The following is a 26,749-nucleotide window of genomic DNA, read 5'->3' on the forward strand; positions in this document are numbered from 1 at the left end:
CGCGGCGGGGCCGACAGAACGGCGGCGTCCCGGAGATGGCGGCGTCCCGGGGCGCCTCTCTCGGGTCGCCTCGCCAGGGCAAGCTCAGGGGCACCCCGCCAGCGACCAGTCCCGCAACGCGCGCGCGAAGCCCGTGCCGAGCGGATGAACCTGCTGCGCCACCCGTTCGTCGCCCTCGCCCTTGGCGTAGAAGGCGCCCTGGTCGCAGAGCGCCGGTTGCGTCCACGCGTGGCAGTCCTTGCAGCGGTTGCCCTGCCAGACCTCCGCCGGCAGGCCCTCGAAGGGCGGATGCTCAGGCCTGCCCTCGATGAGCTCCGCGAAGCTGCGCCCCGCCACGTCGCCGTAGGCGGACGGCAGCGGCGTCGTGAACGAGAGGCCGGCGCCCTGCTGCGCGGCTGGCGGCGGCGGCGCGGGCGCCGGCGGCGCGAGCGCGGCGAGCGCGTCCGCAGAGGGGCGCTCGGGGTCGAGGTTCGACGGCGGCGCGGCGCTCAGCGCGGCGATCTCGGCGGCGGCGAGCGCGGCGAAGACGCCTTCGGGATAGGCGTCGAGATAGGCGCGGTAGTCGGCCAGCGCGCCGCTGGCCTGCGCGACCGCGATCAGCGTCTCCTCGTCCGGCGCGAGGAACGGCGCGGCGGACGCGGGCGCTAGCGCAGGCGCCGCGGGGACGGGCGCAGGCTGCGGCGGCGCGACCTGCGGAGCCGGCGGCGCGACACCCGACGTGGAGGCGACGATCAGGCCGCGCGCCTCCTCGGCGAAGGCGCTGTCGGGATAGGCTCGCAGGAACAGCGCCAGCTCGACGATGTCGCCGCTCTTGCGGGCGCTCTCGAAGAGCATCTTTTCCGCCGGGTCGACCGGGTCCGCCTCGGGCGCACCGACGAAGCGGAAGTCGTCGATGAGCGAGGAGCTGGTCCACGGCGTCTGCCGCCCGCCGGTCGCGTTGATGACGTCGACGCGAACCTGCCGGAACACCTCCTCGAGCGGCGCGCCGGGGTTCAGCGCCTCGCGGGCCAGCGCGGCGCTGAAGGGGCTGTTGGCGCCGTCGCCGTCGAAGGCCGCGTCGCCGGGCGCGGTGGCGTAGGCGATGAAGCTGCCCGCCGGCGCGTCCATCCGCGCCAGCCCCGGCTCGCGCAGGCCGATCCGGGCGAAGGGGTTGTCGCGGCAGGCGTCGAAGATCGCGATGGCCGTGCGGCTGCGCGCCGACGCCATCTGGCGGATAACCCATGACGCCTCGACCGCCGCGAGGTCGAGGTCGGCGGCGTCCGTGATCGCGGCGTCCACGGGGATCAGGTAGTTCGCGCCGGAGGCCTGCACGCCGTGGCCGGCATAGTAGAACAGGCTCACGCCGTCCGGCCCGACCGCGCGCAGCGAGCGGCCGAACTCGGCGATCGCGCGCTTCATGGCGTTCTGGTCGAGATCCAGCGCCAGCGTCACGTCGAAGCCGGCGGCCTCCAGCGCCCCGGCGATCAGCCGCGCATCGGCGGTCGGGTTCGGCAGCGGCGACACCGAAGCATAGTCCCCGTTGCCGACGACGAGCGCGATGCGCTCCTCGGCCTTCGCCGCCGTCGCGAGCGCCAGAAGCGCCAGCGCCGCGAAGATGCCCGGCATTTTACGCAAGAACATCGAACCGTCCTCTAAAGCGCGACCCGCGCCATCTATTATCGAAACAGCTAACCAGACGATGATCAAGCGCGGCGGCTTGCGTCATTGCGCCGGCCATGCAGGCGTGAGACCGTTCATTGACGCGTTCAGTCGCCGGAACCGGGAGGATGTCATGTCGAGGTTTCATCGCGCCGCCATGCTCGGCGCCGCAGTTGCGGTCGCGTTTTCGGCGCTTGCGGCGCAGGCCAACCCGTTCGCCGGCGGATGGCGGCTGTCGCCGGAGGCGTCCAGCCTCACATTCCAGTCCATCAAGAACAACACCACGATCGAGCAGAGCAGCTTCGCGTCGCTGAGCGGCGGGATCGACGAACGCGGCGAGGCCGTGGTCGAGATCGCGCTGGACAGCGTCGACACGAAGATCGACCTGCGGAACGTGCGTATGCGCTTCCTGTTCTTCGAGACCTTCAGGTTCCCGACCGCGACGATCCGCATGGCGGTCGATCCGGCCGCGCTGGAGGGGCTGCCGCAGCGGCGGCGGATGACCGTGACGGCCGACTACACGCTCGACCTGCACGGCGTCACGAAGCCGATGCAGTCGGAGATCGTCGTGACCTATCTCGACGCCGAGACGGTGTCGGTCGCCTCCGCCGGGCCGATCCCGGTCGCCGCCGCGGACTTCGGGCTCACCGAAGGCGTGCTGAAGCTGCAGGACGCGGCGAAGGTGACGATCGTGCCGGCCGGCTCGGTGAGCTTCGACTTCCTGTTCACCCGCAGCGCCCCGGCGCAGCCCGCGCCCGGCGTCGCCTCGGCGCAGCCCGCGAGCCAGCCCCTCGTGCAGCGCGCCGCCCAGCCGGCGGCCCAGACTGGGGCCCAGCCCGCCCCCCAGCAGGTCGCGGCGCCGGCCCGCGCGGCGCTGGAGACTTCGGGCGTGTTCTCTCGGGAGGAATGCGAGGGGCGTTTCGAGATCCTGTCGCGCACCGGCTCGATCACCTTCTCCTCCGGAAGCGCGCGGCTCACGGGCGAGAGCGCGCCGTTTCTCGCCGCGATCCTCGACATCGTCCGGCGCTGCCCCGACCTCGCCATCGAGGTCGGCGGGCATACAGACTCCATCGGCGCGCCAGACCTCAACCAGCGGCTCTCCGAGGCCCGCGCGTCCGCCGTCGCCGAGTATCTCGCGCAGAACGGCGTCCCCGCGACCCGCGTCAGCGCGCGCGGCTACGGCGAGGCGCGGCCGGCCTACCCCAACGACACGCCGCGCAACCGCGCGCTCAACCGGCGGATCGAATTTGTCGTGCAGGGCGAGGGCTGAAGGGGCGGCGCCCGTTCAGGGCGCCAGCCGCTTCTCCATGAAGACGCTCGAGCCGTTCTCGGCATAGTCGCCGAACGGGCCGCGCAGCGCATAGCCGAGCGCGGTGTAGAGGCTGATCGCCTCTGGGCTGAGATGGCCCGTCTCCAGACGCGCCAGCGGCAGGCCGAGCGACAGGGCCTCGGCCTCCAGCGCCGTGACCACGGCGCGGCCGACCCCGCGCCCGCGCGCCGCGCGCGTCGTGAAGATGCGCTTGAGTTCGCCATAGCCCTCCAGCGGCGCCACGCCGCCGCAGCCGGCGGGGGCGCCGTCGAGCCACGCCACCACGAAGCGGACCTTCGCCGCGACAAGCTCCTGCGGGGAGAACGCGAAGCGCACCTCCGCCGGGTAGATGGCGGCCAGCTCCGCCTCGCTCTGGGCGATGAGCGCCAGCGCCTCGGGGCTCTCCACGCGCCAGGGCGCGACCGTCGGGGCGACGGTTCCGCTCATCGCGCAGCCGCCGCCGGCTGCTCGAAATAGGCCTGAGCCGAGAGGAACGCGGCCATCCGCGCGGCTTCGGCCCAGTCGCGCTCGCAGGCGCGCGCGCCGACCACGACCACCGCATCGCCCGGCAGGCGCAGCGGGTCCAGCACCGCGCGCAGGGCGCGGCGGCCCTCCGCCTGCGACGCCGTCTCCGCCGGGCCGCGGCCGGCGCCGCGAAACGCCACGCCATGCGCCGCGGCCAGCGCGCCGGCCATGGCGGCGGGATCATGGTCGGGGCCGGTCAGCAGCAGGCGGTCGCAGCGCGCGAGCCCGCGCAGCTTCTCGACCCGGTCCGCCGGCAGGGCGACGGTCCGCGTCAGCCGCAGGGCCAGCGCCTCGGCGGTGAACAGGAAGGCCACGACGTCGCGCCCCGAGCCGAGCAGGATCGAGGCGTAGGCGGGATAGGCGAGCCCCAGCTCCTGCGCCCGCAGCACGCGCCGCCGGATAACCTCGATCGGCAGGCGCGGGACCAGCGCGGCGCGCGCCGTCCGCCAGCAATGGGCGCGCCAGCTGCGCCCCGGGTCGAGCGGCGGCCCCTGGTTGTGCCCGATCAGCGGGACGGGATCGCCCGGCAGCCTGCTCAGCCGCGCCCGCGGCGTCTCCGCGGTCACGCGGCCTTCTCCAACGCCGTTTTCTTCATGAACATGATCGCGCGGTCCTTCTCCAAGAGCTTGAGCGGCGTGTCCCCAAGCGCGAAGGAGACGGCGCCGGAGGAGGAGACCTTCGCCACGACAACCGGTGCGTCCTCGCCAGACGCCTCGGGGACGCCGGCGCGCTCGCCGGGCTCGAGCAGGGCGAGGCGCCATCCGGCGCGCAGGCGCGCGGCGAGCGCCTCGCTGTCCCAGCCGTCGCCCATCAGCACCCGGCCGCGCGCGGCGGGGCGCAGGCCCTCCCCGTCGGCGGTGCGGTGGCTGGCGAGCTGGACGGTGTTGCGCGCCCCGAGCTCCGGCCCGAACTGCGAGCAGACCAGCGCGTTGTAGGCGTCGTCGTCGCTCAGCGCGAGCAGGCGCTGATAGGCGCCGAGGTCCACCCGCTCGCCGGCCAGCTCCGACAGGATCTCGCCGGCGTAGACGCTGACGCCCTTCGTGCGGCGCCCGGCGCGCAGGCGATAGGGGTTGTGGTCCGCCATGAGCACCGGCGCGCCGGCCTGCGCCAGCGCCGCGGCGAGCGCGGACGACCAGGGCCCGGCCCCGACGATCAGCACGCCATGCTCAGGCCCGCTCGCCAGCCCCAGCCACTGCGCCAGCGGGCGCAGCGTGAAGCCGTGCGCGATGACGGTGGCGAAGACGACGGCGAAGGCGAGCGGCGTGAGCGCCTCGGCGTCCTCGTAGCCGGCCTGAACCATCAGCCCGCCGAAGAGCCCCGAGACGGCGACGGCGACGATGCCGCGCGGCGCCACCCAGGCCGCCAGCAGGCGCACCCGCCAGCCCAGCCCCGCGCCGATCGTGGCGACGAACACGCTCACCGGGCGGACGACGAACATCAGCACGGCGAGAAAGCCGACGGCCGGCCAGCCCAGCGCCAGCAGCGCGGCGGGGTCGAGGGTAGCGCTCAGGACCACGAAGAGGCCCGATACGAGCAGGACCGTGACGTATTCCTTCAGCCGCCTCACCTGGTCGATCTCCGCCAGCCCGGTGTTGGCGAGCGTCACCCCCAGGACGGTGACGGCGACGAGCCCGGCCTCCTTCTGCATCAGATTGGCCAGCAGGAACGCCACAAGCGCCGCGGCCAGCACCAGCGGCCCCTTGATGAACTCCGGCGTCAGCCCGAGGTGGATCGCCTTGCTGATGCCGCGCCCCAGCAGGTGGCCGAGCGCGGCCGACGCGGCGACCGCGCCGAGCGTCAGCAGCACCTCGCGCACGGCCAGCCCCTCCTCGCCCAGCCGGCCGTCCCCGATCACGCCTTCGCCGAGCAGGCCCGGCGCGCCCACCGCCGCCAGCGTCGCGATCTCGAAGACGATCACCGCCAGCATCGCGCCGACGGGGTCGTTGACGATGCCCTCCCATTTCAGCAGGGCGGCGGGCTCATGGTGAAGCCGCGCCTGCCGCAGCAGCGGCATGATGACGGTGGGGCCGGTGACGACGAGGATGCCGCCGAACAGCAGCGCCGTGGGCCATGAGAGCTCCATGATGTAGACGCCGGCCAGCGCCGCCCCCGCCCAGGAAAGCGGGGCCCCGATGAAGACGAGCCGCCAGACGCCAGGCCCGACCTCGCGCAGATCGGAGAGACGCAGGTGCAGACCGCCCTCGAACAGGATGATCGCCACCGCAAGGCTGATCATCGGCTGCATCAGGTCGCCGAAATCCTGCTCCGGATCGACCAGCCCCAGCCCCGGCCCCGCGATCAGGCCGGCGGCGGCCAGGAACACGATGCCCGGCGCCTTCACGCGCCACGCCAACCACTGCGCCGCGACCGCGAGCGCGGCGATCAGGACCAGCTTCTCGATCAGACCGGCTTCTTCCATGGACGCCCCCTTTGTGACCACAATCTCGAACCCGGCTGCGCATGCAAGGGCGCCGTCCCGAGATTGACGCGGCCGGCCGGCGTTCGCGCGGACGCAGGGAGGCCGGCGCGCGGCCCCTTGCGTCTGGGCGGACGCGAAGCCGAAACGCGCCGGAGGGCGAAAAGGTTGATCCGACGAAAACGCCCCGCCGGCGCAGGCCGACGGGGCGCAAATCTCAGAGGCGTGGCGGCGCCCGCAGGCGCCTCGCCGCCCCGTCACTCGACGAGGCCATCTCCGCGCAGCAGTTCGTTGACCCGCACATCCTCGGCCGAGAACGCGTCGCGCAGGATGTCGACGGCCTTCCAGGGCTGGGCGTCGCCGCACATGAACACGTCGAACGCACCGTAACCGATCTCCGGCCAAGTGTGGACGCTGATGTGGCTCTCGGCCAGCACCGCCACGCCGCTCACGCCCTGCGGCGAGAACTTGTGGGTGTGGATGTGCAGCAGCGTCGCGCCGCAGGCGGTCACGCAGTCGCGGAACGCCTGCTGGATTCGCATCTCGTCGTCCAAGCCGGTTCCGCGCACCACCTCGATGATGAGATGCGTGCCCGCAAACGTCCTGCCATCCCGACGGATGAAGTGATCCTCGCGGTCCGCGTCGAAAACGTCGCGAACAACAATGTCTGCACCACGATCCTCGATCGTGTTTTCTCCCTCATGGGTGGCGCCTGTCTCCAGGTCCATCCCCAGTCGGAAGAGGTGCGCCGTATCCATGGCGGCCTCCCCTACCAGTAGACGATCCCAGCGGTCCCTTAGCGCCCCCCCATGAGCGGGGTTGGGATCGGCGACCCTGTACTGGCGGAGATACCGATTCCGCCCGCATCGATCAAGTGAAGGTTTGGCGGCGCAATCAGAAAAAAAGCTTGCTGCGCCGATCGCGGCGCGCCCGGAACATTCATGCGCAGCCGCGGCGGCGCACGCATGTTTCTCCGCATGGTTCGCGGCATGGTCCTCGGGCGGCCCGTCTCGGCTCAGCCGCCCAGAGCCGGCGGTCCCGCGGCGGCGGCGCGGCGCGACGCCCTGCCGAGCGCGCGCTCGCGCAGCGCGATGAAGAGCGCGGCGCCGACGACGATGGTCGCGCCCGCCCATGTCCAGCCGTCCACGGTTTCGCCGAAGAGCGCCCATCCCGCCAGGGCCGCGGCTGGCAGACGGAGGTAGCTGACCGGCGCGACGAAGCTCGCCTCGGCCGCCGCCAGCGCGCGGATGTCGGCGTAGCCCCGCAGCGAGGAGGCCGCCGCCAGCAGCGCCAGCGTGAACCAGACCCAGCCCGCGGAGGGCAGCTCCCAGAACGGCAGGGCCAGCGGCAGGGTCATCACCGCGCTGAGAATGCCGGACGTCGCAAACACGGCGTTGGCGCCGTCGGCCCGCGCGGCGATCTTGCCGATCAGCAGCGCCAGCGCGAAGCAGAGCGACGACGCGACGGCGGCGGCGGCGCCGATCTCGAACGCCGCGAAGCCCGGCCGCAGCACCACCAGCGCGCCGAGAAAGCCGACGCCGACCGCAACCCAGCGCCGCAGGCCGACATGCTCACCCACCATCGCCGGCGCCAGCATCGTCGAGAAGACCGGCGCCAGGAAGAAGAGGATCGTCGCCATCGCCAGCGGCAGCGTCCAGATCGCGTAGAAGCCCAGATTGATGGCGACCGCGATGAGCAGCCCCCGGATCAGGTGCAGGCCGGGCCGCTTCAGCGAGAACGGCGAGGGAATGCGCGGCCGCGCATCCGCCTTGCTCCGCAGCAGCAGGGGGGCGAGGAACAGCAGCCCCACCACCGAGCGCAGGAAGGCGATCATGGAGGTGTGCAGCTCCGGCGTCAGCTGACGCACGAACACCGTCATCCCGGTGGCCCCGAGCACCGATAGCAGCATCCAGCCCGCGCCGCGCAGGTTCGCCGCGAGCGCCGCGTCGGCGGCGCCCTGCGCTTTAACGGGAGCGGCTGGCATGGTCCACGTTCTCCTCGATGGCGAAGCAGACGCTCGGCCGGATTGACGGCCGCGGTCAAGCCCGAGGGCGCGGCGCGCGGCGACAGGGCGTCGGGCGCGCGCAGGGGCGACGCCTTGTGATCCGCCGCGCGGCGCCCATACTCCCCGCATGGTCGAAACTCTCAGCAACACTCCGCCGACGGCGCTTCGACGCTGGGCCGCAGCGGCGGCGCGCGCGGCCTTCGCATCCGCTTTTCTCCTTGCCGGCGGGAGCGGCGCGCTCGCCCAGGGCGCGACCTTCCTGTCGGTCTGCGGCCAGCGCGGCGTCAGCGCCGCGGAGCTCGTGCGGACCTGCTCCCGCGCCATGGCGGCGGAGGACATCACGCGCTCGCAGCGGGCGGCGGCGGCGCTCAATCTCGGCGCGGCGCTGCTGGAGCTCGGCGACGCCGAAGGCGCCCTGGCCGCCTATGACGGCGCGCTGAGCCTGTCGCCGGGCGCGGCGCTCGGCCACGCCGGCCGCGCGGACGCCAACGCCGCGCTGGGGCGCATCGGCGAGGCTGCGGTGGACTGGAACCGCGCCGTGGACGCCGCGCCGTCCGACCCCGACATGCGTGCCGGGCGCGGCGCGTTCCGGCTGCGCGCCGGAAACCCGGGCGGCGCGCTTGAGGACTTCGATCGCGCGCTCTCGCGGCGACCGTCGGACCGGGCCCTGCGCTACAACCGCGCGCTGGCCCTCGGCGTGCTCGGGCGGGAGGTCGAGGCGTCGGCCGTGCTCGGCGCGCTGACCCGCGAAGACCCCGACGACGCCGCGGCGCGGCTCTATCGCGCGCGTCTGCTCGCAGACCGGGAGCCGGAGGCCGCGCTGCAGGAACTCGCGCGCGTGGTCGCCCTGCGGCCGGAATGGCCGCAGCCCGAACTCGAGCGGGGCGCCATCCTCGACCGGCTGGGCAGGCGACCCGAGGCGGACGAGGCGTATCTGCGCGCGTGGAACCTCGGCCACAGATCCGAGGCGCTGAACGCGCGCGTGCTCTCCATGGGCAAGTGAGGGCGACGGCGCCGGTGGAGGGACTCGAACCCCCGGCCTTCGCTTTACAAGAGCGCTGCTCTACCAACTGAGCTACACCGGCCTGCGGCTCCTCTACCCGGCGCCGCGGCGCCCATCAAGCGCGGCGTGCTTCGGGACGGGCGCAGGGACACGCGGCGTCCGCGATTGCGCGGAGCTCCGCTCATCCACGACGCGGCGCGCCGCATCCGACGAATGGACGATGCGACGGCGGAGATGCGCGCAGGGGGCGCCGCAGGTCCGCACGGCGGCGGGCTCGGAACGCGGCCTTGCATGTCGCCGGCGCGGCTGGCGGCGCCGGAGCGCGTCCCGACCGCTTCAGGCGCGCTCGACGTATTCGAAGGTCTCGGTGTTGACCACGATGCGCTCGCCTGCGCCGACGAAGGGCGGCACCATCACGCGCACGCCGTTGTCGAGGGTCGCGGGCTTGAAGCTGTTGGCCGCCGTCTGGCCCTTCACGACCGGCTCCGTCTCGGCGATCTCGCAGATCACCTTCTCCGGCAGGGCCGCGCTGAGCGCCTCGGCCTCGTGATACTCGATCGTGACGGTCATCCCGTCCTGCAGGAAAGGCCGCCGGTCGCCGAGGATGTCGGCCGGCAGCTCGATCTGCTCGAACGTCTCCGCGTCCATGAACACCAGCATGTCCTCCTGCTGATACAGGAACTGCTGGTCCTTCTGCTCAAGGCGCACGCGCTCGACCTTGTCGGCGGAGCGGAACCGCTCGTTCAGCTTGCGGCCGTCACGGATGTTCTTGAGCTCGACCTGCGCGAAGGCGCCGCCCTTGCCGGGCTTCACATGATCGGTCTTGACCGCGATCCAGAGACCGCCGTCATGCTCCAGAATGTTGCCGGGGCGGATTTCGTTGCCGTTAATCTTGGCCATGGTCGAACCTCTCGCGGAAACGGGCGCAACGATGGCGCGTCGCGCCCGCCTATAGCCCCGGTCCGGCGGTGCGGCAAGCAGCGCCACGGCTCCCGGTTCGAGAGGTCCGGCGCCGCGTCATGCGTCGAGCAGGCGCACCATGACGACATAGTAGCACCGGCCGCGCAACGCGACTCCGCTGGTCGTGACCATGCAGCGCTGCGCGATCGCGCCGTTGAAGGTGAAGTGGACGCTGTCCGTCACGGCGTTGCGGCCCACCATCTCCTCCGGCGTGGCGGCAAGGTCCAGCTCCACGCCGGTCGCCTCCAGAATCGTGAGCCGCGGCGTCTCAAACCGCGCGAGACCGAAGAGATCGCGGGCGGAGCGGTTCATGTAGTGCAGCCTCTGGGCGCCGTCGGCCACCAGAACCGGGTCCGGCACGATGTCGAGCCCTGCGCGCAGGTCGTTTTCCGGGATGTTCACCCCGGCGAAGGCGTTAACCGTCCCGTCCTCGTCGAGCAGCGGCGCGAGCAGCCGCCGCCAGCGCGACACGAACACCCCCGCTGGCGGTTCGTGCACGCTGAGCACGATCTCGCGCCGGCGCCCCGCCTCGGCGTAGAGCGCCTCGAAGAAATCCGAGATGTGGCCGCCGAACATCCTGACGGTCTGGCCGGTCATGTCCCGCCCGAAATGGTCGGCGATGCCGGGCCCGTAGTGGCGGTATCGCAGGTCGCTGGCGGGGTCGTCGCGCTCCAGCAGCATGAGCCAGTCGCGCACGCCGGAGAACGTCTTCACGTCGATGGATCGGCGCCACAGCCTGCCTTGCGCGTCGGCCGCGTCGCGCAGGTTGCCGGCGAAGCGCGCGAGGACCGGATGGGCGAGTTCGAGATCGGCGGGGGACCAGCGCACGAAGGGCGGCATCCGGCCCTGGGCCAGGAACGCCGGGGCGAACGCGCGCGCAACATCCAGACCCTCGTCATCCCGGCTCATCGGCGGCCAGTTCCTGAAAGCGCGGGGCTGAAACGCGCGCCCCGCCGCAAGAGTGCGCCATCAGAGAGCGTTTGTCAGGCGCAACGCGTCGTAAACCGCGGCGTGGATGTTGCGGCTGGCGACCGCGTCGCCGATCCGGAAGAGCGCGAAGCCCTCCGCCAGCGGCTGCGCCCGGCCTTCGCGGAAAGCCTCCATCGCCACCGCGCCGCGGTTGGACGAGCCGTCCTTCAGCGCGAAGTAGAGGTCATCGAGCGGGGTCGCGCCGTGCTCCACGACGACCTGATCGACCTCCCGCTCCACCGTCGCCTCGCCATACTCGTCCCAGAGCAGCGCGCGCAGGCGGTTGCCCTCGCGCCGCACCCCGCGCAGCCGCAGGTTCAGCGTCGCGCGCACGCCATGGCGCGAGAAGGCGCGGAAATAGGGCGGGAACGAGGTGCCGCCGACATCGGGACCGAGGGTGCGCTCAGGCGTGACGATCTCCACCCGCGACCCGGCCTCGGCGAGGAACTCCGCCACGGTCAGGCCGGCATGGGCGCCGTTGTCGTCGAACACCAGCACCTCGCGCGCGGGCTTGGCGGCGCCGGAGAGGATGTCCCACGAGGTCGTGGCGAGTTCTTCGCCCTCGCTCAGGAAACCGGTGCAGGGCAGACCGCCGGTCGCGATGATCGCGACGTCCGGGCCTTCCGCCAGGACGTCCTCCGCCTCGGCCCAGGCGTTCAGCCGCATGTCCACGCCGCGCCGCGCGCATTCCGCCACGCGCCAGTCGATGATCCCGAGGATTTCGCGTCGCCGCTTCAGCGCCGCCGTCAGCCGAACCTGCCCGCCCGGCTCGTCGGCGGCCTCTAACAGCGTGACCGAGTGGCCGCGCGCCGCCGCGACCCGCGCCGCCTCCAGCCCGCCGGGTCCGGCGCCGACCACCACGACCTTGCGCCGCGGCCCCTCCGAGCGCGAGATGACATGGGGCATCGTCGCCTCGCGGCCGGTCGCGGGGTTGTGGATGCACACCGCCTCGCCCTGGTAGATGCTGTCGATGCAGTAGCCCATGCCGACGCAGGGCCTGATCTCGGCCTCCAGCCCCGCCATGATCTTCCGCACGATGTGCGGGTCGGCCATGTGGGCGCGCGTCATGCCCACGAGGTCGAGCTTGCCGGCCTCGACGGCGTGGCGCGCGGTCGCAACGTCCTGAATGCGGCTGGCGTGCATGGTGGTGATCCGCGCCGCCTCGCGCACCTCGCCCGCGAAGTCGAGATGCGGGCCGGAGCGCTCGCCCATGCCGGGGATGACGCGGCTGAGGCCCTCCTCGGTGTCGATATGGCCGCGGATGACGTTGATGAAGTCGATGGCGCCGGAGGCCGCCAGACGACGCGCGATCTCCAGCCCTTCGCGCCTGTCGATCCCACCGTCTTGCTGCTCGTCGCACACCATGCGGGCGCCGACGATGAAATCGGGGCCGACGCGCTTGCGGATCGCCTCGATCACGCGGTTTCCGAACGCCATGCGGCCGTCGAGGTCGCCGCCGAGGGCGTCGTCGCGACGGTTGGTGAGCGGCGACCAGAACTGGTCGATCAGGTGGCCGTAGCATTCCAGCTCGAAGCCATCGAGCCCGGCGGCCTGCACCTTCTCCGCCGCGTCGGCGTAGGCGGTCACGACGCGCTCCACGTCCCAGTCCTCCATCGCCTTTGGAAAGGCGCGGTGCGCGGGCTCGCGGATGTGCGAGGGCGCCAGCAGCGGCAGCCATTCGCCCTTGGCCCAGGTCCCGCGCCGACCGAGATGGGTGATCTGGATCATCACCGCCGCGCCGTGGGCGTGGACGTCCTCCGCGAGCCGCGCGAGCCAGTCCACGCATTCGTCGCGCCACAGCTCGATGTTGCCGAAGGCCTGCGGACTGTCGGGCGCCACGCAGGCCGAGCCGCCGATCATGGTCATGCCGATGCCGCCCTTCGCCTTCTCCACATGGTAGAGGCGGTAGCGGTCCTTCGGCAGCCCGCCCTCGGTGTAGGCGGGCTCATGCGCGGTCGAGATCAGCCGGTTGCGCAGGGTCAGATGCTTAAGCGCGTAGGGCTGGAGCAGCGGGTCGGCCTTGGGGCGCGCGTCGAGCATGGTCTCTCTCCCGTTCCTCGCGCCCCCTCCCTCACCCCGGCCCTCTCCCGCAGGCGGGAGATGGGGCGCGAGCGGCGCGGACGGCGCCTCTGGTCTTCGTCGCGCCGGCCGCGGGGATGTCGCCCCCTCTCCCGCCTGCGGGAGAGGGCCGGGGTGAGGGCGTCGGTCGGCCTGCCCCGCAGCCTCAGCGGTCGAGCGTCACGTCGGTCAGCGCGTAGGCGCAGCAGGGCAGGATCAGCCCGCGGTCGATCTCGCGCTGGCGGATGCCGCCCTGATGGGTCATCGCCACCTCGCCCGAGAGCTTGGGCGTCTTGCACGTCCCGCACATGCCCTTGGCGCAGGAGGCCGGCATCGGCGCGCCCGCCAGCCGCGCCGCCGCCAGAATCGTGCGCCCCTCCGCCACCTCGAAGCTCCAGCCCGACTTCGCGAACGTCACGCGCCGCGTCGGCGCGCTCTCCGCGACCAGCGCGGGCTCGGGTTCGGAGAAGTCGAAACTCTCCTGCGCAAAGGCCTCCTCGGCCACTCCTGCCGCGAGGCACCACGCCCTCACGTCGGCCATGAAGCCTTCCGGTCCGCAGCACAGCACGCGTCGCTCGGCCATGTCCGGGACGAGCGACGCGAGTTTCTCCGCGTCCAGCCGCCCGCGCCCGCCGTCCGAGGGGACGACCTCCGTGCGCATGCGCGGCAGGCGGCGCGGCAGCCACGGCCACTCCTCGGCGTAGATGACGTCCGCCAGCGTGCGCGCGCAGTGGACGTGGACGACGTCGACATCAAGCCCGAGATCGCCGCAGGTGCGCAGCGAGGAGGCCATCGGCGTCACGCCCGACCCTGCCGAGACCATCAGCCACTTCTCACCCGGCCGGTCGAGCCCGAAGCCGCCCGCCGGCCCCATGGCGTCGATGGCGCCGCCGGGCTCGAGCGTGCGGTGCAGCCAGCCCGAGAAGACGCCGCCCGGCTTGCGCTTGACCGTGATCGTCACCGAGCGCTCGACCGCCGCCGAGCTGGAGATCGTGTAGCTGCGCTGCGCCTGCGCGCCGTCGATCTCGGCGCGGAAGGTCATGAACTGGCCTGGCGCGAAGGGGATGCGACCGGGCTTCTCGGGCGCCAGCAGGAAGCTGCGGACGTCGGGCGTCTCGTCCCAGGCCGCGCGGCAGATCAGCCTGCCCCAGTCCTCGCCGACCCAGGGTTCGACCTCGGCGAGGTTGAAGGCGACGACGCTCACCAGCCGTGGGCCTGCATCCGCTCGACATACCAGGTGATGTAGTCGTCAAGCGTCGTCTCGGTGAAGGTCGAATAGGGGCCGGGAACATAGCCCGCGTCCAGCGCGCCCTGATGGGCGAGCGCGACCAGATGGGCGTCCTGCGCGTTGGTGGCGATCCACACGGCGGTCAGCCGGTCGAGCTGGTAGTCGAGGCCTTCGCGGGCGTCCCTGTTCACCAGCCACTTGGTGCGCACCAGCGTCCGGTCGGGCGAGAGCGGGAACACGAGAAACAGCAGGCCGTGGTCGGCCATGAAGTGGCTCCACATGTTCGACATCCAGGCATGGGTGTCGCCGAGGTCGAGCCGGTCCATGCTCCCCATCAGCTTCGTGCAGGCGATCTTGCCGTCCGGCGTTTGGCTTTCGCCGCCGGAGCCCATGATCAGCCGCTGGGTGCGCAGCATGGTCGCGAAGCCGCGGGTGCGATCGACCATGCGCGAGGGCCAGCCCTCGGCCTCCCAGGCCTCGGTCGTGGCGCAGAAGCGGGCGTTGTGGGCCTCGGCCGCGGCGAGATCCTCCGCGCTCAGCGCCTGCGGATCATAGCCGAAATCGGCGGAGACGAAAGTGGCGGAGAGTTCGGGGTGGTTGCCCGCGCAGTGATAGCACTCGCGGTTGTTCTCCATGGTGAGCTTCCAGTTGCCCAGCTCCACCAGCTCGGTCTCGTGCGCCACCTTGGCGTCGGCGAGGCCGTAGGGCGCGAGCCGCGGCCCCAGGATCGCCGCGATCTCCTCGATGTCGGCCGGCGCCGCGTCGGCGAGGCAGATGAAGAGCAGCCCCTCGATGGCGCGCAGGTGCACCGGCTTGAGGTTGTGGGTCGCGCGGTCGAAGGCCGAGCCCATGTGCGGCGCGTCGATCAGCTCGCCGGTCAGCTCGTAGGTCCACTGGTGGTAGGGGCAGACCAGCTTGCCGACGGTGGAGCGGCCCGCCGGCAGCAGCCGCGCCCCGCGGTGGCGGCAGACGTTGTGGAAGGCGCGCAGACCCATGTCGTCGTCGCGCACGATCGCCACCGACGTCCGGCCGACGTCCACCACATAGACGTCGCCCTCCTCGGGCGCGTCGCCGCTGACGCCCACGCAGATCCATTCGCCGTGGAAGATCGCCTGCATGTCGGCGTCGAACGCCGCCTGCCCGGTGTAGAGCGGCGCCGGCAGGGTGTGGTTGGGCGTGCGGAGCCGGAGAAGATCGGAAATCGATGAGGCGAGCGGGGCGCTGGCGTCGAGCATGGCGTGCATCCTGAGTCTGGCGAGGGCCGCTGCGGCGCTCGCCACGCCATAAATCCGCTGATGCAAGGGGCTTCGCAATCCCATAAAATATGCCGTGTAGCATGACCCATGGTTATGCGTGTCGTTTCCGGAGGCCAATGTGTCGTTTCGGCGACTTCTGCCCTCGCTGGGCCAGCTCGCGACCTTCGAGGCCGCCGCGCGGCTGGGCGGCTTCACGCTGGCGGCGCGCGAACTCGGCGTCACCCAGGCCGCCGTGTCGCGCCAGATCCGGCTGCTGGAGGAGGAGCTGCGGGTGGAGCTTTTCGTGCGCGGCCACCGGCGGGTCGACCTCACGCCCTCCGGCGCGGTGCTGGCGGCGGCGGTCGCCCACGGCTTCGAGCGCATCGCCGACGCGATCGAGGTGATCCGCCGCCCCGAGCTGACCGAGGCGCTGACGGTCGCCGCCACGGTCGCGTTCTCGCATTTCTGGCTGCTGCCGCGGCTCTCGACCTTCCGCGCCGAGCACCCCGGCGTGAAGATCCGCGTGCTGAGCCAGGACGCCAAGATGGACCTGCGCGCCGGCGGCGTCGACGTGCTGATCCGCTACAGCGAGCCGCCCTTCCCAGACGGCGAGGTGCAGGCGATGCGCGCCGACGCGGTGTTTCCGGTGTGCTCGCCCGGCTTCGCCGCGCAGATCGCCGGCGCGCGGCTCGGCGACCTGCCGCTGATCGGCGCCGAGGGGCCCGACGCGAGCTGGCTGAGCTGGCGGCGCTGGAGCGCCCTCGCCGGCGTCGGGCGACTCTCGGAGGACGGCGCGCTGCGCTTCAGCACCTACACCGACGCGGTCTATGCGGCGGTGGACGGGCAGGGCGTGGCGCTCGGCTGGGGCATGCTGCTCGGGCAGCTGCTGGAGGACGGCCGCCTCGTGCGGCTGGGGGCGGCGGAGGCGGCGCCGCCCGAGGCCTTCTGCGCCGTCACGCCCCTTGTGCGCGCCCGCAAGCCGGCCGCGCTGGCCTTCACCGACTGGCTCGCAAGCCGCTTCTCGGAGGAGGGCTGAGCCCGACTCCGGGAAGCGCGGCGGCTACTCCGCCGCCACGACGGCCGCATGCGTCGTCGGCAGACCGTGCCTGAGACGCAGGCTGTCGCGGTAGATCGCCTTGATCAGCGCAAGGCCCATCAGCACCATGACGAAGCTGAACGGCAGCGCCCCGATCACCATCGCCGTGCGGATCGCGCCGAGCCCGCCGGCGAGGATCAGCCCGCCGACCACCAGCGCCAGCGCCGCACCCCAGAACAGGATGTGCATCCGCGCCTTGGGGCCCTCGTCGCCGGCGGCGTTGATCGTGTTGATGATCAGCACCGCGCTGTCGGCGGAGGTCACGAGGTAGGTCAGCAGCAGCACCACCACGATGATCGACATGAGCAGCGCCAGCCCGTCGTCCAGCATCACCGCGAGCATCGCGAAGAGCTGGTCGGACTGGTCGGCGCCCGAGATCGCCCCGCCCGCCACACCGCTGAGCTCGAGGTCGATCGCGGTGCCGCCGACGAGCGCGAACCACACGAAGCACATCACCGAAGGGATGATCATGGCGCCAAGGACATACTCGCGCACTGTCCGCCCCTTCGAGATGCGCGCGAGAAAAAGGCCGACGAAGGGCGCGAACGCGATCCACCAGGCCCAGTAGAAGATCGTCCAGCCGCCCTGCCAGTTCGCCAGCGCGTCGCCGACCTCGGCGCCGTCGCGCGTCCACACCGTGAACAGCGTGCCCGGGATCGAGAGGACGTAGTCGAACATGCCCACGAACAGCGCGGTGAGGCCGAAAAAGGTCGACCCGAAGATCAGGAAGAAGGCCAGCAGGAAGAAGCTGAGCCCCATGTTGAGGTTGGAGAGCCACTTGATGCCCTTGCCGACGCCGGAGAGCGCCGAGAGCGTCGAGGCCCCCATGATCACCACCAGCGCGAGGATGATCGCCAGCGTCGAAGACGACGTCTCGCCGTCCGGACCGGTCGCGTAGAGCCAGTCGCCGACGCCGATGCGCGCGAGCCCGGCGATGAACTGCTCCACGCCGAAGCCGAGCGTCTGCGCGACGCCCAGCACGGTCGCGACCACCGCCACGACGTCGACGACATGGCCGAGGGGGCCGGAGAGCATCTTGCCGAACAGCGGCGTCAGCGCGCTGCGGATCGTGAGCGGCAGGCTGCGGCGGTAGCAGAAATAGGCCAGCGACAGCCCCACGACGGCGTAGGCGGCCCAGGCCGCGAAGCCCCAGTGCGTGAAGGACCAGATATAGGCGTCGCGCACGTTGTTCGCCGCGCCGCCCTCTGTCAGCCCCATGATCGTCGCCGGATTGCTGGCGAAATGATACATCGGCTCGGCCGTCGCGAAGGTCAGCATGCCGATGCCGATGCCGGCCCCGAACATCATCGAGAACCACGAGAAGTTGGAGAACTCGGGCCTGTCGTCGTCGAGCCCGAGCCGCAGCTTGCCCGAAACCGGCGCAAGTGCGAGGCCGAAACACAGCAGCATGAAGAAGGCCATGGCGTAGACGTACCAGTAGCTGAACGTCGCAAGGATCATGCCGTTGACCGCCTGGAGCACTGACGCCGCATGGGCCGGAAACGCGATGGCCCAGAAGATAAGCGCGCCCACCGCGAGCTTGCCCGTGATGGTCACGTCCTTGGTGAAACCCTCGTAGAAACCCTGCTGCGCAACGTTGATCGGAAGCTCGGTGACGGGCGGCTTGATCGGCATGTCTTTCCTTTCCAGCGCCGGTCGGACGACACGCGCTGACTTGCGCCCGCGGACTGCACCCGCGCGCAAATATTGTCGGCTCAGGAACGCCGAAACCTGCTCGGAGACCGTCAATTCGGATGACGTCGCCGTGATGAGAGGATCAACCTAGCCTATCTCTTCGAAATTCAAAAGCCGATGTTGGCATGCATGGCGCTTCAACGCCGATCTGGACTGCGGAAATGAAAGCGAACCACAGGTTATTACACGATAATTCAGGAATATACGGAACGGCTCCGACGGCATCCGCCGGTCCCGCCCACGGGGTCTGCGCCGCGGCGCGGCGCCCCGCGCGCCGCCCAGGGTCGCGGTTGCCCCGGCGCCGGCGCTGAGCCAGTCTCAACCGCCTGCGCCACGCCAGTTCCCGGACACGCCCATGACCCGATCGGACGCCATCTCCGCCGCGCAGTCGACGCTAGACAGCGGCGACTTCGTCGCCGAGCTCGCCCGCCTCGTCGCGATCCCCACCGAAAGCCAGCACCCGCGCGGCGCGCCCGCGCTGGCGCGCTATCTGGAGGAGGCAATGCGGCCGCGGCTGGAGGCTCTCGGCTTCGCGTGCCGCATCGTCGCGAACCCGATCGAGGGCGCCGGCCCCTTTCTCATCGCCGAGCGACGCGAGGGCGACGACCTGCCAACCGTCCTCACCTACGGCCACGGCGACACGGTGATGGCGCAGGAGGACCGGTGGCGGGAGGGCCTCTCGCCCTGGGTTCTGACGGAGGAGGGAGACCGCCTCTACGGGCGCGGGACCGCCGACAACAAGGGCCAGCACCTCGTCAACCTGACGGCGCTGGAGGCGGTGCTGGCGGCGCGGGGGCGGCTCGGCTTCAACATCCGCGTCGTGATCGAGACCGGCGAGGAGACGGGCTCGCCCGGCCTCGGCGCGCTGTTCAGGGCCGAGCGGGAGGCGCTGACGGCCGACGTGCTGATCGCGTCGGACGGGCCGCGGCTCGGCGCCGACCGGCCGACGCTGTTCTTCGGCGCGCGCGGCGGCGTCACGATGGATCTGAGCGTCGACCTGCGCGAGGGCGCGCATCATTCCGGCAACTGGGGCGGGCTGCTGGCCGATCCCGGCCTGATCCTCGCCCATGCGCTGGCCTGCGTCACCGACGCAAACGGCGCCATCCGCATTCCGGAATGGCGGCCCGACAGCCTGAGCAACTCGGTGCGCGCCGCGCTGGCGGACCTTGAGATCGAGGCCCCCGCCGAAGGACCGGCCATCGACGCCGGCTGGGGCGAGCCGGGGCTGACCGCGGCGGAGAAGGTTTTCGGCTGGAACTCGTTCTGCGTTCTGGCCTATGTCTGCGGCGAGCCCGAGCGCCCGGTGAACGCCATCCAGCCCCGCGCCTCGGCCCGCGTGCAGCTGCGCTTCGTGGTGGGGACAGACCGCGACGACGTTGCGCCGGCGCTGCGCCGCTGGTTCGACGCGCACGGCTTCGACATGGTCGAGGTGCGCGAGACCGAGCGCAACCACTTCACCGCCACCCGGCTCGACCCCGACGACCCCTGGGCGCAATGGGCGGCGGCCTCGGTCGCGCGCACCACGGGGCGGCGGCCCGCGCTGCTGCCCAATCTGGGCGGCTCCCTTCCCAACGAGGAGTTCGCGCATGTGCTGGGGATGCCGACCATCTGGGTTCCGCACTCCTACGCCGGCTGCTCGCAGCACGCGCCCGACGAGCATGCGCTGAAGCCGATCCTGCGCGAGGGCCTGGGCATGATGGCCGGCCTCTGGTGGGATCTGGGCGAACCCGGCGTTCCGGGTCGGTGAGCGCCGGGTCGGCAAGGAAAGCGCGGCATGGCGCAGCGCACGGCCCTGCCGGTCGGGCGTCTCGCATCCGACCGCACGGCCGCGCCCGCGACGCGCGCCGACTTCGAGCGGCCGACCTGGGCGGAGGGCGCGGCGCTGCGGGCCGCATCGGCGCGCCGATCGACTACGGCAGGCGGCGCCTGGCGGGGTGATCCTCAACGCCTCGATGTTCGGCACACCCGTGATGTCCGGCGGCCCCGACAACACGCTGTTGGTGGTGGCGACGGCGCGGTGATGGGCGAACGCGGCGTCACCGCCGGGCGGCGCGTGGCGCGGGGCCGACAGCGGCGCCGCGCACGCCGTTGACTTGACGTCGCGCGGGCGTTTCCCCGCCTCACGCCGCGCCCTGGCTTCCGCCCGAGCGGATGCGCGAGATCGACACCGCCGGCCTCGCCAGCCCGACCCTCGAGCGCCGGCCCTTCGAGCGCCCTCCCGCCCCCCGCCGCGCGAAAGGGCCCTGAGCCGGTCGAGAATCCTGCGGACGCGACGCCCGTAGAGGCATAGGGCGTCACCGTGCGCCGGGTTTTGCGCTCCCTGCGATCCCTTCGATCGTCCACGCCGCCCCCACCCGTGCACCGACCTTTCCCGCAGTCGTCCGGCCTTCGCGCGCGGCGACGCGCCAGAGGGACGCGCCAGAGGGACGCGCCAGAGCAGAGTTGCGGAAGCATTGTTCAGGATCGTGGACTCGCCCCGGTTGCCGTTCGAAACAGCCGTCGGAACATCGTTTCGCGCCGGCGCGCCTGATTGCGCATCTCTTCGTCGTCGGCCAAGCACCCCGACAAAGGCCGAGCCCTCCGGCGGCGGAGCCGGCTACCCGGCCGCCCGCGCCGTGAACTCCGGGCTGTGCTCCACGACGGGCGGACATGCCCTGAGACCCCCGATCCCGGAAGCGCCCGTCGCACAGCCGGTCAGCCGGATCGCCGCGAGAACGAGGGCGGGGCGCCGCCGCCTCGAGCATGCGTCTTCGCGCGTCATGGGATCTGTTCGGCGTCTCGAGTCGTTCGGCCTGCGTTGACGCCCCTGCGGCGCGCGTTCCGCGAACGGCCGAAGCCGGGCGCCGGAGAGGCGGCTCCGACCGCGACGTCCGAAAGGTCGCTGAATTGACACAATATTGGGCGTTTTTCCTTGAACCTGTCATGTTTTTGTTTTAGCACCGCTGCATCTTGTGACGCCTTAAGTACAAGAGTAGCCTGCAAATGCTTGACGCCGTTCAGAAACGCCGGTTCGGGCGCGAGACGATCGTCGCGCGCCTGTTTTCGGATTCGACGTCGTCAGGACGCCTTGCGCTGGCGGCCTTCCTGTTGGCGCTGCTGGCGTTTCTCCCCGGCCAGCACGCGCTGCCTGTCACCGACCGCGACGAGGCGCGCTTCGCCCAGGCGAGCAGGCAGATGCTGGAGAGCGGCGACTTCGTGGACATCCGCTTCCAGGAGAGCGCGCGCCACAACAAGCCTGCGCTGGCCTACTGGGCGCAGGCGGCCGCAGCCTCGGTGGCCGGCGGGGCCGACGCGCCCATCGGCGCCTACCGCGCGCCGTCCTGGCTCGCCGCGGCGGGGGCGGTCGCGCTGACGGTCTGGGCGGGCTCGGCGCTGGTGGGACGGCAGGCGGCGCTGCTGGCGGGCGCGGGATTGGCGGCGACGATCCTGCTGGCGGCGGAGGCGCGGCTGGCCAAGACCGACGCCCTGCTGCTGATGACCTGCGTCGCCGCGCTCGGGGCGCTCGCGCGCATCCATCTCGGGCGGGGCGATCCGCGACGCTGGGCGGCGCTGCTCTGGCTCGCCGTGGGGGCGGGGCTCATGATCAAGGGGCCGATCATCCTCATCCCGGTTGCGGGCGGGCTGGCCGGCGCGGCGATCGCGGCGCGGTCCTGGGCGCCGCTGCGCAGGGTGCGGCCGCTCTGGGGCCTGCCGCTGGCGCTGGCGGTCGCGGCGCCCTGGCTGATCGCGATCACCCTCATCTCCGACGGCGGCTTCTGGTCCGACAGCGTCGGCCGCGATCTGCTGGCCAAGGCCGTCGCGGGGCAGGAGAGCCACGGCGCTCCTCCCGGCTATCACACGCTGGTCGCGCTGGTCGCCTTCTGGCCGTGGGCGGTGCTGCTGCCGGTCGCCGCGCCGGCGGTCTGGCGCGCTCGGGCGGAGCCCGCGACGGCGCTGCTGATCGGCTGGGCCGCGGCGACCTGGATCGTGTTCGAGCTGACGCCGACCAAGCTGCCCCACTACGTCCTGCCCGCCTATCCCGCGCTGGCGCTGCTGCTGGCCGCGGCGGCGCTGCGCGGGCTGCCAGATCCCGGCCCGCGCGCGCGCGCCGTGATGGTTTCGCTCTGGGCGGTCCCGGCTGCGGCGCTGGCGGGGGCGGCGACGCTGGGGCCATTGATTCTGACCGGGGCGCCATCGACCGGAGGGCTGATCCTCGGCGCGGCTGCGGCGGTCGCGGCGGTGGCGGCGGCGCGGGCGCTGGCGGGCTGGCGGCTCGCGGCCTTCGCGCCGGCGGCGGGCGGCGCGGCGCTGCTTGGAGCGGCGGCGGTGCTGCAGTTCGCCCTGCCGGCGCTGACCATGGCCTTCCCGGCGCCCGCCATGGCCGAGGCGACCGCGCGCTGGCGCTGCGGCGACGCGCGGCCGGTGGCGCTGACCACCTACCGGGAGCCGAGCGCGGTCTTCCACCTCGGCACGGCCACGCTCTTGACCGACGGCGGCGGCGCCGCGGCGGCCGTGTCGGAGGGGCGGGCGGGCCTCGCCTGGATCGGCGCGCGCGAGGCGGCCGCCTTCCTCGCGGTCCATCCGGAGGCGACGGCGCGGGCGGCGGTGTCGGGCTTCAACTACTCCAACGGGCGGCAAGTGGCGCTGACCCTCTACGACGGCCGGGAGGACGCGCCCTGTGACGGCTGAGGCGCGCCGCGCGACGGAGACGGACCGCCGGGCCGTGGCGCTGGCGGCCCTGTGCTCGGCGGGACTGTGCTCCGCGGGACTGTGCTCCGCGGGACTGTGCTCGGCAGGACTGTTCGCGTTCGCCTTGCTGGACCCGCCACCACCGGCCCATCTCCACGCGGCGGACCCGGCGCTGGTCTGGTTCCGGCGCGCAGCGACCGGGATCGGGAACAGCGGCTGGATGATCGCCGCCTGCCTCGTCACCGCCCTCGTCGCAGCACATCGGGCCGCCCATCGCGCCGCGCCCGGGCGAGCCGCGGCGCACGGGTCGGGGCTCTGGATGGGACTGGGACTCGGGCTGAGGCTCGGGCCGGCGCATGAGGCCGCGTCGGGAGGCGCGCACGCGGTCGCGCCAGCCCCGCGGCGGGCGTTGCGCACGCCGGCCCGCGTGGCGGGACTCGGGACGGTCGCGGCGCCGCTCATGCGCGCCGTCGGCCGGGCGCGGCCCGAGTTCGCCGACAGCATCAGGGACAATCACCCCGAGCCGCTCGCCTTCGACTTCAGGCTCGACAGCCCGCCCTCCTGCCACGCCGTGACGGTGTTCGCGCGGACGGCTGCTCTGCTGATCGCGCCGCGCTGGCGGCCGGCCTTGGTCGCCGTCACGGACCGGGGCGCGACGAGCCCCGCCGCGGGCGGCGCGCACCGCCTGACCGACGTCGTCGCCGGCGCCGCGCTCCGCCACCGCCGCGCCCACGACCTTGCGCGCATCTTCACCGCCCGCGGGCTGCCCGTCGCAATGGCCGCCGCCCCGTCAGAGGCCCGGGCAGGCCTGCACGCCGCCTTCGTCCTCGCCGCCGCCGCGCTTCGGCGCGCCCGCCCCCTTCCGCAGGAGACCCTCCATGCGCTCCACCGCGCCCTTGTTCGCCGTCGTCGCGCCGATGCGTGACGAGGCCGGGGCGGTCGCCGCCCTGGTCGAGGAGATCCGCGTCGCCTGCGCCCCGATCGGGCCGTTCGAGGCGGTGCTGGTCGACGACGGCTCGACCGACGCGACCCAGGAGATGCTGGCGCAGGCGCAGGCGGCCAACCCCTGGCTGCGCGTGGTGCGGCACCCGGGCAGCTTCGGCCAATCCGCCGCGCTGGTCAGCGGCGTGCGCGCGGCGGAGGCGCCGCTGATCGCCACGCTCGACGGCGACGGCCAGAACCCGCCGGCGGAGATCCCGAGGCTGCTCGCGCCCTTCCTCGCCGCGGACCGCCCCGCCGACCTCGGCCTTGTCTGCGGCGTGCGGGCGCGGCGGCGCGACGGGGCGGTGAGGCGGCTGGCCTCCCGCGCTGCGAACCTTCTGCGCCGCGCGCTGCTGCGCGACGGCTCGCCCGACACCGGCTGCGGGCTCAAGGCCTTCCCGCGCGCGACCTTCCTCGACCTGCCGGTCTTCGACCACATGCACAGGTTCCTGCCCGCGCTGTTTCTGGCCGACGGCTGGGAGGTGCGCCATGTCGGGGTCGGGCATCGCCCCCGCGGCGCAGGCAAGTCGAAATACGGCCAGATCGACCGCGCCCTGGTCGGCGCGCTGGACCTCTTCGGCGTCTGGTGGCTGCTGCGTCGCCGCCGCCGCTCCGCCCCCGCGCGCCGCGCGCTCGTCGATCTCCCCCGCGCAGATCGCGCGCGCCCCGAGGACGCGCCTGCCGCGACCACCAGCCTGACCGGAACCGCCAATGGCTGACATAGCGCCCCAGCTCTACGCCCTGCTCGGCGTGGACACCCTGACCGAATTCCTGTGGGTGATGATCGGGCTCGGCGGGCAGCTGATCTTCAGCGCCCGCTTCCTGCTGCAGTGGGCGGCCTCCGAGCGCGCCGGCCGGTCTGTGGTCCCGGTCGTGTTCTGGTGGCTGTCGATCGCCGGGGCGGCGGTCCTGCTGGCCTACGCGATCCACCGCGGCGATCCGGTGTTCATCCTGGGCCAGTCGATGGGTTTCGCGATCTACGCCCGCAACATCTGGCTGATCAATGCCGAGAAGCGCAGCGTTCGCGCGGGTTGAGGCGGCGCTGTCGCCGCTTGCGCTGCTGGCGGTCGTCGCGGCGGCCGCGGCGGCGCTGCGGCTGGCGCTGCTGGCGGCGAACGGAACCGACCTGTTCGTTGACGAGGCGCAGTACTGGACCTGGAGTCGCGAGATTGCGGGCGGCTACTTCTCCAAGCCGCCGCTGGTCGCCTGGATCATCCGCGCGGCGACCGAGCTCGGCGGCGCCGCCGATCCCTTCCATGTGCGCGCCGCGGCGCCCGTGCTGCAGTCGCTGGCCGCGGTGGCGGTCGGGGCGCTCGGGGCGCAGGCGCTCGACGCGCGGACCGGGCTGCTGGCGGGGCTCGCCTGGCTGACAATGCCCGGCGTGGCGTTCGGGGCGCAGGTGATCGCCACGGACGCCGCGATGCTGCCGGCGCTCGCGCTGGCGCTGCTGCTGTGGCTGCGCACGGTCGCGCGGCCCTCGGCGGCGACGGCGCTGGCTGCGGGCGCGGCGCTGGGGCTGGCGGCGCTGGGGAAGTACGCCGCGCTCTACGCCATCCCCTGCGCCGTGCTCTGGGCGTTGGCCGACCCCGGGGGCCGGCCACGGCCGCGAGACGCGGCGCTGGCGCTGGCGGCGGCGGCGGCGGCGCTGGCGCCGAACCTGCTGTGGAACCTCGCCCATGACGCCGTGACGCTGAGCCACACCGCGTCCAACGCCGGCGCCTCGGAGGGGCTGCGTCCCGGCGCGCTCGCGGCCTTCGTCGGCGCGCAGTTCGGCGTGATGGGGCCGCTGCTGTTCGCGGCCTGGCTCGTCGCCGCGTGGCGGTCGCCGCGGGGCCCGCTGTTCTGGTTCTCCGCGCCGATCCTGCTGATCGTGGCGCTGCAGGCGCTGCGGGCCGGGGCCAACGCCAACTGGGCCGCCGCGGCCTTCGTCGCCGCGACGCCGATGGCTGCGGCGGAGCTTGCGCGCTGGGGTCGCGGCGCAATGGCGACCTCCTTCGGACTGGCCTGCGCAGTCTCGCTCGCCCTGCCGCTGGCCGCGGCGGCGCCCTACGCGATACCCGGTCCGCGCGGCCTGCCCGCCTTCGCCCGCGTGCTCGGCCAGCAGGCCTACGCCGACGAGGTCGGCGCCCGGGCGGCGGCCGCGGGCGCGACGCTGGTGCTGGCGGACAACCGCGCCCTGCTCGCCGCGCTTACCCACGGCCTGCGCGAGGCGGGACCGGCCGTCGCCGCCGCGCCGAGAGACGGTCCGCCCCGACACGGCTGGGATCTTGCGCCGCCGCCGACGCCCGACGCGGGCGGCGCCGTCCTCTGGGCGACGCTGGGCGAAGCGGGCCCACCGCCGCAAGGCTGGCGCGCCGTCCCGCTCCCCCCTCCCGCCGCGCAGCCGTTCATGGGAACGCGCGCGCCCGGCCTGACCCTTCTGGAGGCCGGCCCATGACCGCTCCTTCGTAGCCGCTCCCGCAACCGCCGCGGCGACCGCTTCCGGCATCCTGTTCCGGCGGCTTGCGACGCTCCTGTGCGGGACGGGCTTTCTCGCGCTCGCGCCGTTCATCGCGCCGCGGCGCCCGATGTCCGGTCGGTCGTTCTGTTCTGAGACGGAACGGGCTTCCCCCCAGGCGCCGATCCCTGGCTCGGGACGCTCAGGCTCCTCTGGCAGGCTCCTCTGGCAGGCTCCTCTGGCAGGCTCCTCTGCAAGCTGGTCTCGCGGTCGCCCGCGCGGCTCGCCTTCGTCCTGACGAGGCTGACGACGGCGACGCTCCAGCGCCGGTGTTGTCACGTTAACGGCGGGTGGACGCAGAGAGGCGCGACTTGGGCCAATCAGGTTTCGATCCCTGCTGCTTCACGCCAGGCGCCGAATGCTTCGAGGCAATGGCAGCGGGTGGCTTGGGCGGAGCGACGGCGGCGGGCGATGGGGACGAAACCGTTGCGGACGCCGGAATGCATCGACACGAAACGCTGTAGCG

General features: G+C 72.6%; 22 protein-coding genes and 1 tRNA gene. 10 read left to right on the forward strand and 13 right to left on the reverse strand.

Features of this window, described 5'->3' with window-relative positions; all coding sequences use genetic code 11:
* Positions 1-84: 84 nt before the first annotated feature.
* On the reverse strand, positions 85-1,620 hold the full coding sequence (locus tag BLW43_RS15755) for a caspase family protein (protein ID WP_245731078.1): 1,536 nt from the start codon (positions 1,618-1,620) through the stop codon (positions 85-87).
* Positions 1,621-1,771: 151 nt separating this feature from the next.
* Here BLW43_RS15755 and BLW43_RS15760 point away from each other — a divergent pair, with 151 nt between their 5' ends.
* Positions 1,772-2,908 carry an OmpA family protein gene (locus BLW43_RS15760; protein WP_245731079.1) on the forward strand — a complete coding sequence of 379 codons (1,137 nt, stop codon included), beginning with the start codon at positions 1,772-1,774 and terminating at the stop codon, positions 2,906-2,908.
* Between the two features lie 15 nt (positions 2,909-2,923).
* On the opposite strand, the gene BLW43_RS15765 is transcribed toward BLW43_RS15760, so the two are convergent.
* The 5 genes from BLW43_RS15765 to BLW43_RS15785 form a co-directional block, all read right to left on the reverse strand.
* The gene (locus BLW43_RS15765) at positions 2,924-3,394 is read right to left on the reverse strand and encodes a GNAT family N-acetyltransferase (RefSeq protein WP_093254894.1); all 471 of its coding nucleotides are present in this window, start codon (positions 3,392-3,394) and stop codon (positions 2,924-2,926) included.
* Complete coding sequence (locus tag BLW43_RS15770) at positions 3,391-4,038, reverse strand: hypothetical protein (RefSeq protein WP_245731080.1); 648 nt, start codon at positions 4,036-4,038, stop codon at positions 3,391-3,393. Before BLW43_RS15770 ends, BLW43_RS15765 begins: the two co-directional genes overlap by 4 nt.
* Positions 4,035-5,891, reverse strand: coding sequence for a cation:proton antiporter (locus BLW43_RS15775; RefSeq protein WP_093254895.1), 1,857 nt, complete (start codon positions 5,889-5,891; stop codon positions 4,035-4,037). Before BLW43_RS15775 ends, BLW43_RS15770 begins: the two co-directional genes overlap by 4 nt.
* Before the next feature lie 254 nt (positions 5,892-6,145).
* Positions 6,146-6,646, reverse strand: coding sequence for an adenosylmethionine decarboxylase (speD, locus tag BLW43_RS15780; RefSeq protein WP_093254896.1), 501 nt, complete (start codon positions 6,644-6,646; stop codon positions 6,146-6,148).
* A 257-nt stretch (positions 6,647-6,903) separates the two neighbouring features.
* On the reverse strand, positions 6,904-7,872 hold the full coding sequence (locus BLW43_RS15785; RefSeq protein ID WP_175478945.1) for a DMT family transporter: 969 nt from the start codon (positions 7,870-7,872) through the stop codon (positions 6,904-6,906).
* Between the two features lie 148 nt (positions 7,873-8,020).
* Between BLW43_RS15785 and BLW43_RS15790 the strand changes: the two genes are divergently transcribed.
* Positions 8,021-8,896: a tetratricopeptide repeat protein gene (locus BLW43_RS15790; protein WP_093254898.1), complete on the forward strand. Its 876-nt coding sequence runs from the start codon at positions 8,021-8,023 to the stop codon at positions 8,894-8,896.
* 9 nt (positions 8,897-8,905) lie between these two features.
* Here the strand turns inward: BLW43_RS15790 and BLW43_RS15795 are convergent.
* The 6 genes from BLW43_RS15795 to BLW43_RS15820 all read right to left on the reverse strand — a co-directional run bounded on the left by BLW43_RS15795 (position 8,906) and on the right by BLW43_RS15820 (position 15,346).
* A tRNA-Thr gene (locus tag BLW43_RS15795) sits at positions 8,906-8,978 on the reverse strand.
* Between the two features lie 254 nt (positions 8,979-9,232).
* Positions 9,233-9,796: an elongation factor P gene (efp, locus tag BLW43_RS15800; RefSeq protein WP_093254899.1), complete on the reverse strand. Its 564-nt coding sequence runs from the start codon at positions 9,794-9,796 to the stop codon at positions 9,233-9,235.
* 117 nt (positions 9,797-9,913) lie between these two features.
* Complete coding sequence (locus BLW43_RS15805; RefSeq protein WP_093254900.1) at positions 9,914-10,765, reverse strand: PAS domain-containing protein; 852 nt, start codon at positions 10,763-10,765, stop codon at positions 9,914-9,916.
* A 60-nt stretch (positions 10,766-10,825) separates the two neighbouring features.
* Positions 10,826-12,865, reverse strand: coding sequence for an NADH:flavin oxidoreductase (locus BLW43_RS15810; RefSeq protein ID WP_093254902.1), 2,040 nt, complete (start codon positions 12,863-12,865; stop codon positions 10,826-10,828).
* Positions 12,866-13,049: 184 nt separating this feature from the next.
* Complete coding sequence (locus BLW43_RS15815; protein WP_093254903.1) at positions 13,050-14,087, reverse strand: FAD-binding oxidoreductase; 1,038 nt, start codon at positions 14,085-14,087, stop codon at positions 13,050-13,052.
* Positions 14,084-15,346, reverse strand: a complete 1,263-nt coding sequence (locus BLW43_RS15820; protein ID WP_093254957.1) for an aromatic ring-hydroxylating oxygenase subunit alpha — start codon at positions 15,344-15,346, stop codon at positions 14,084-14,086. Before BLW43_RS15820 ends, BLW43_RS15815 begins: the two co-directional genes overlap by 4 nt.
* Before the next feature lie 139 nt (positions 15,347-15,485).
* Between BLW43_RS15820 and BLW43_RS15825 the strand changes: the two genes are divergently transcribed.
* Positions 15,486-16,382: a LysR substrate-binding domain-containing protein gene (locus tag BLW43_RS15825; protein ID WP_175478946.1), complete on the forward strand. Its 897-nt coding sequence runs from the start codon at positions 15,486-15,488 to the stop codon at positions 16,380-16,382.
* A gap of 24 nt (positions 16,383-16,406) precedes the next feature.
* Here BLW43_RS15825 and BLW43_RS15830 read toward each other — a convergent pair whose 3' ends face one another.
* A complete protein-coding gene (locus tag BLW43_RS15830) occupies positions 16,407-18,077 on the reverse strand; it encodes a BCCT family transporter (RefSeq protein WP_093254907.1) in 1,671 nt (556 codons plus the stop codon).
* A gap of 415 nt (positions 18,078-18,492) precedes the next feature.
* Between BLW43_RS15830 and BLW43_RS15835 the strand changes: the two genes are divergently transcribed.
* The 7 genes from BLW43_RS15835 (at position 18,493) to BLW43_RS15860 (ending at position 26,223) form a co-directional block, all read left to right on the forward strand.
* The gene (locus BLW43_RS15835; RefSeq protein ID WP_093254909.1) at positions 18,493-19,884 is read left to right on the forward strand and encodes a M20 family metallopeptidase; all 1,392 of its coding nucleotides are present in this window, start codon (positions 18,493-18,495) and stop codon (positions 19,882-19,884) included.
* Positions 19,885-19,911: 27 nt separating this feature from the next.
* The gene (locus tag BLW43_RS22985; protein ID WP_139284092.1) at positions 19,912-20,229 is read left to right on the forward strand and encodes a hypothetical protein; all 318 of its coding nucleotides are present in this window, start codon (positions 19,912-19,914) and stop codon (positions 20,227-20,229) included.
* Positions 20,230-21,119: 890 nt separating this feature from the next.
* Positions 21,120-22,805 carry an ArnT family glycosyltransferase gene (locus BLW43_RS15840; protein WP_093254911.1) on the forward strand — a complete coding sequence of 562 codons (1,686 nt, stop codon included), beginning with the start codon at positions 21,120-21,122 and terminating at the stop codon, positions 22,803-22,805.
* Positions 22,795-23,730 carry a phosphatase PAP2 family protein gene (locus BLW43_RS15845; protein WP_093254912.1) on the forward strand — a complete coding sequence of 312 codons (936 nt, stop codon included), beginning with the start codon at positions 22,795-22,797 and terminating at the stop codon, positions 23,728-23,730. Before BLW43_RS15840 ends, BLW43_RS15845 begins: the two co-directional genes overlap by 11 nt.
* On the forward strand, positions 23,684-24,505 hold the full coding sequence (locus BLW43_RS15850) for a glycosyltransferase family 2 protein (RefSeq protein ID WP_093254914.1): 822 nt from the start codon (positions 23,684-23,686) through the stop codon (positions 24,503-24,505). The genes BLW43_RS15845 and BLW43_RS15850 overlap by 47 nt, the downstream gene beginning before the upstream one ends.
* Positions 24,498-24,821 carry a lipid-A-disaccharide synthase N-terminal domain-containing protein gene (locus BLW43_RS15855; RefSeq protein ID WP_093254915.1) on the forward strand — a complete coding sequence of 108 codons (324 nt, stop codon included), beginning with the start codon at positions 24,498-24,500 and terminating at the stop codon, positions 24,819-24,821. The genes BLW43_RS15850 and BLW43_RS15855 overlap by 8 nt, the downstream gene beginning before the upstream one ends.
* Complete coding sequence (locus tag BLW43_RS15860; RefSeq protein WP_093254917.1) at positions 24,790-26,223, forward strand: glycosyltransferase family 39 protein; 1,434 nt, start codon at positions 24,790-24,792, stop codon at positions 26,221-26,223. The genes BLW43_RS15855 and BLW43_RS15860 overlap by 32 nt, the downstream gene beginning before the upstream one ends.
* The last annotated feature ends 526 nt before the right edge of the window (positions 26,224-26,749 follow it).

It is taken from the genome of Rubrimonas cliftonensis, from assembly GCF_900107585.1.
Classification (GTDB): domain Bacteria; phylum Pseudomonadota; class Alphaproteobacteria; order Rhodobacterales; family Rhodobacteraceae; genus Rubrimonas; species Rubrimonas cliftonensis.

Excerpts from the sequence above, each read along its gene's own strand:
- BLW43_RS15755 (WP_245731078.1), bottom strand. The coding sequence starts at position 1,620 with ATGTTCTTGCGTAAAATGCCGGGCATCTTCGCGGCGCTGGCGCTTCTG.
- BLW43_RS15760 (WP_245731079.1), top strand. The coding sequence starts at position 1,772 with ATGTCGAGGTTTCATCGCGCCGCCATGCTCGGCGCCGCAGTTGCGGTC.
- BLW43_RS15765 (WP_093254894.1), bottom strand. The coding sequence starts at position 3,394 with ATGAGCGGAACCGTCGCCCCGACGGTCGCGCCCTGGCGCGTGGAGAGC.
- BLW43_RS15775 (WP_093254895.1), bottom strand. The coding sequence starts at position 5,891 with ATGGAAGAAGCCGGTCTGATCGAGAAGCTGGTCCTGATCGCCGCGCTC.
- speD (WP_093254896.1), bottom strand. The coding sequence starts at position 6,646 with ATGGATACGGCGCACCTCTTCCGACTGGGGATGGACCTGGAGACAGGC.
- BLW43_RS15785 (WP_175478945.1), bottom strand. The coding sequence starts at position 7,872 with ATGCCAGCCGCTCCCGTTAAAGCGCAGGGCGCCGCCGACGCGGCGCTC.
- BLW43_RS15790 (WP_093254898.1), top strand. The coding sequence starts at position 8,021 with ATGGTCGAAACTCTCAGCAACACTCCGCCGACGGCGCTTCGACGCTGG.
- efp (WP_093254899.1), bottom strand. The coding sequence starts at position 9,796 with ATGGCCAAGATTAACGGCAACGAAATCCGCCCCGGCAACATTCTGGAG.
- BLW43_RS15805 (WP_093254900.1), bottom strand. The coding sequence starts at position 10,765 with ATGAGCCGGGATGACGAGGGTCTGGATGTTGCGCGCGCGTTCGCCCCG.
- BLW43_RS15810 (WP_093254902.1), bottom strand. The coding sequence starts at position 12,865 with ATGCTCGACGCGCGCCCCAAGGCCGACCCGCTGCTCCAGCCCTACGCG.
- BLW43_RS15820 (WP_093254957.1), bottom strand. The coding sequence starts at position 15,346 with ATGCTCGACGCCAGCGCCCCGCTCGCCTCATCGATTTCCGATCTTCTC.
- BLW43_RS15830 (WP_093254907.1), bottom strand. The coding sequence starts at position 18,077 with ATGCCGATCAAGCCGCCCGTCACCGAGCTTCCGATCAACGTTGCGCAG.
- BLW43_RS15835 (WP_093254909.1), top strand. The coding sequence starts at position 18,493 with ATGACCCGATCGGACGCCATCTCCGCCGCGCAGTCGACGCTAGACAGC.
- BLW43_RS22985 (WP_139284092.1), top strand. The coding sequence starts at position 19,912 with ATGGCGCAGCGCACGGCCCTGCCGGTCGGGCGTCTCGCATCCGACCGC.
- BLW43_RS15840 (WP_093254911.1), top strand. The coding sequence starts at position 21,120 with ATGCTTGACGCCGTTCAGAAACGCCGGTTCGGGCGCGAGACGATCGTC.
- BLW43_RS15850 (WP_093254914.1), top strand. The coding sequence starts at position 23,684 with ATGCGCTCCACCGCGCCCTTGTTCGCCGTCGTCGCGCCGATGCGTGAC.
- BLW43_RS15855 (WP_093254915.1), top strand. The coding sequence starts at position 24,498 with ATGGCTGACATAGCGCCCCAGCTCTACGCCCTGCTCGGCGTGGACACC.
- BLW43_RS15860 (WP_093254917.1), top strand. The coding sequence starts at position 24,790 with ATGCCGAGAAGCGCAGCGTTCGCGCGGGTTGAGGCGGCGCTGTCGCCG.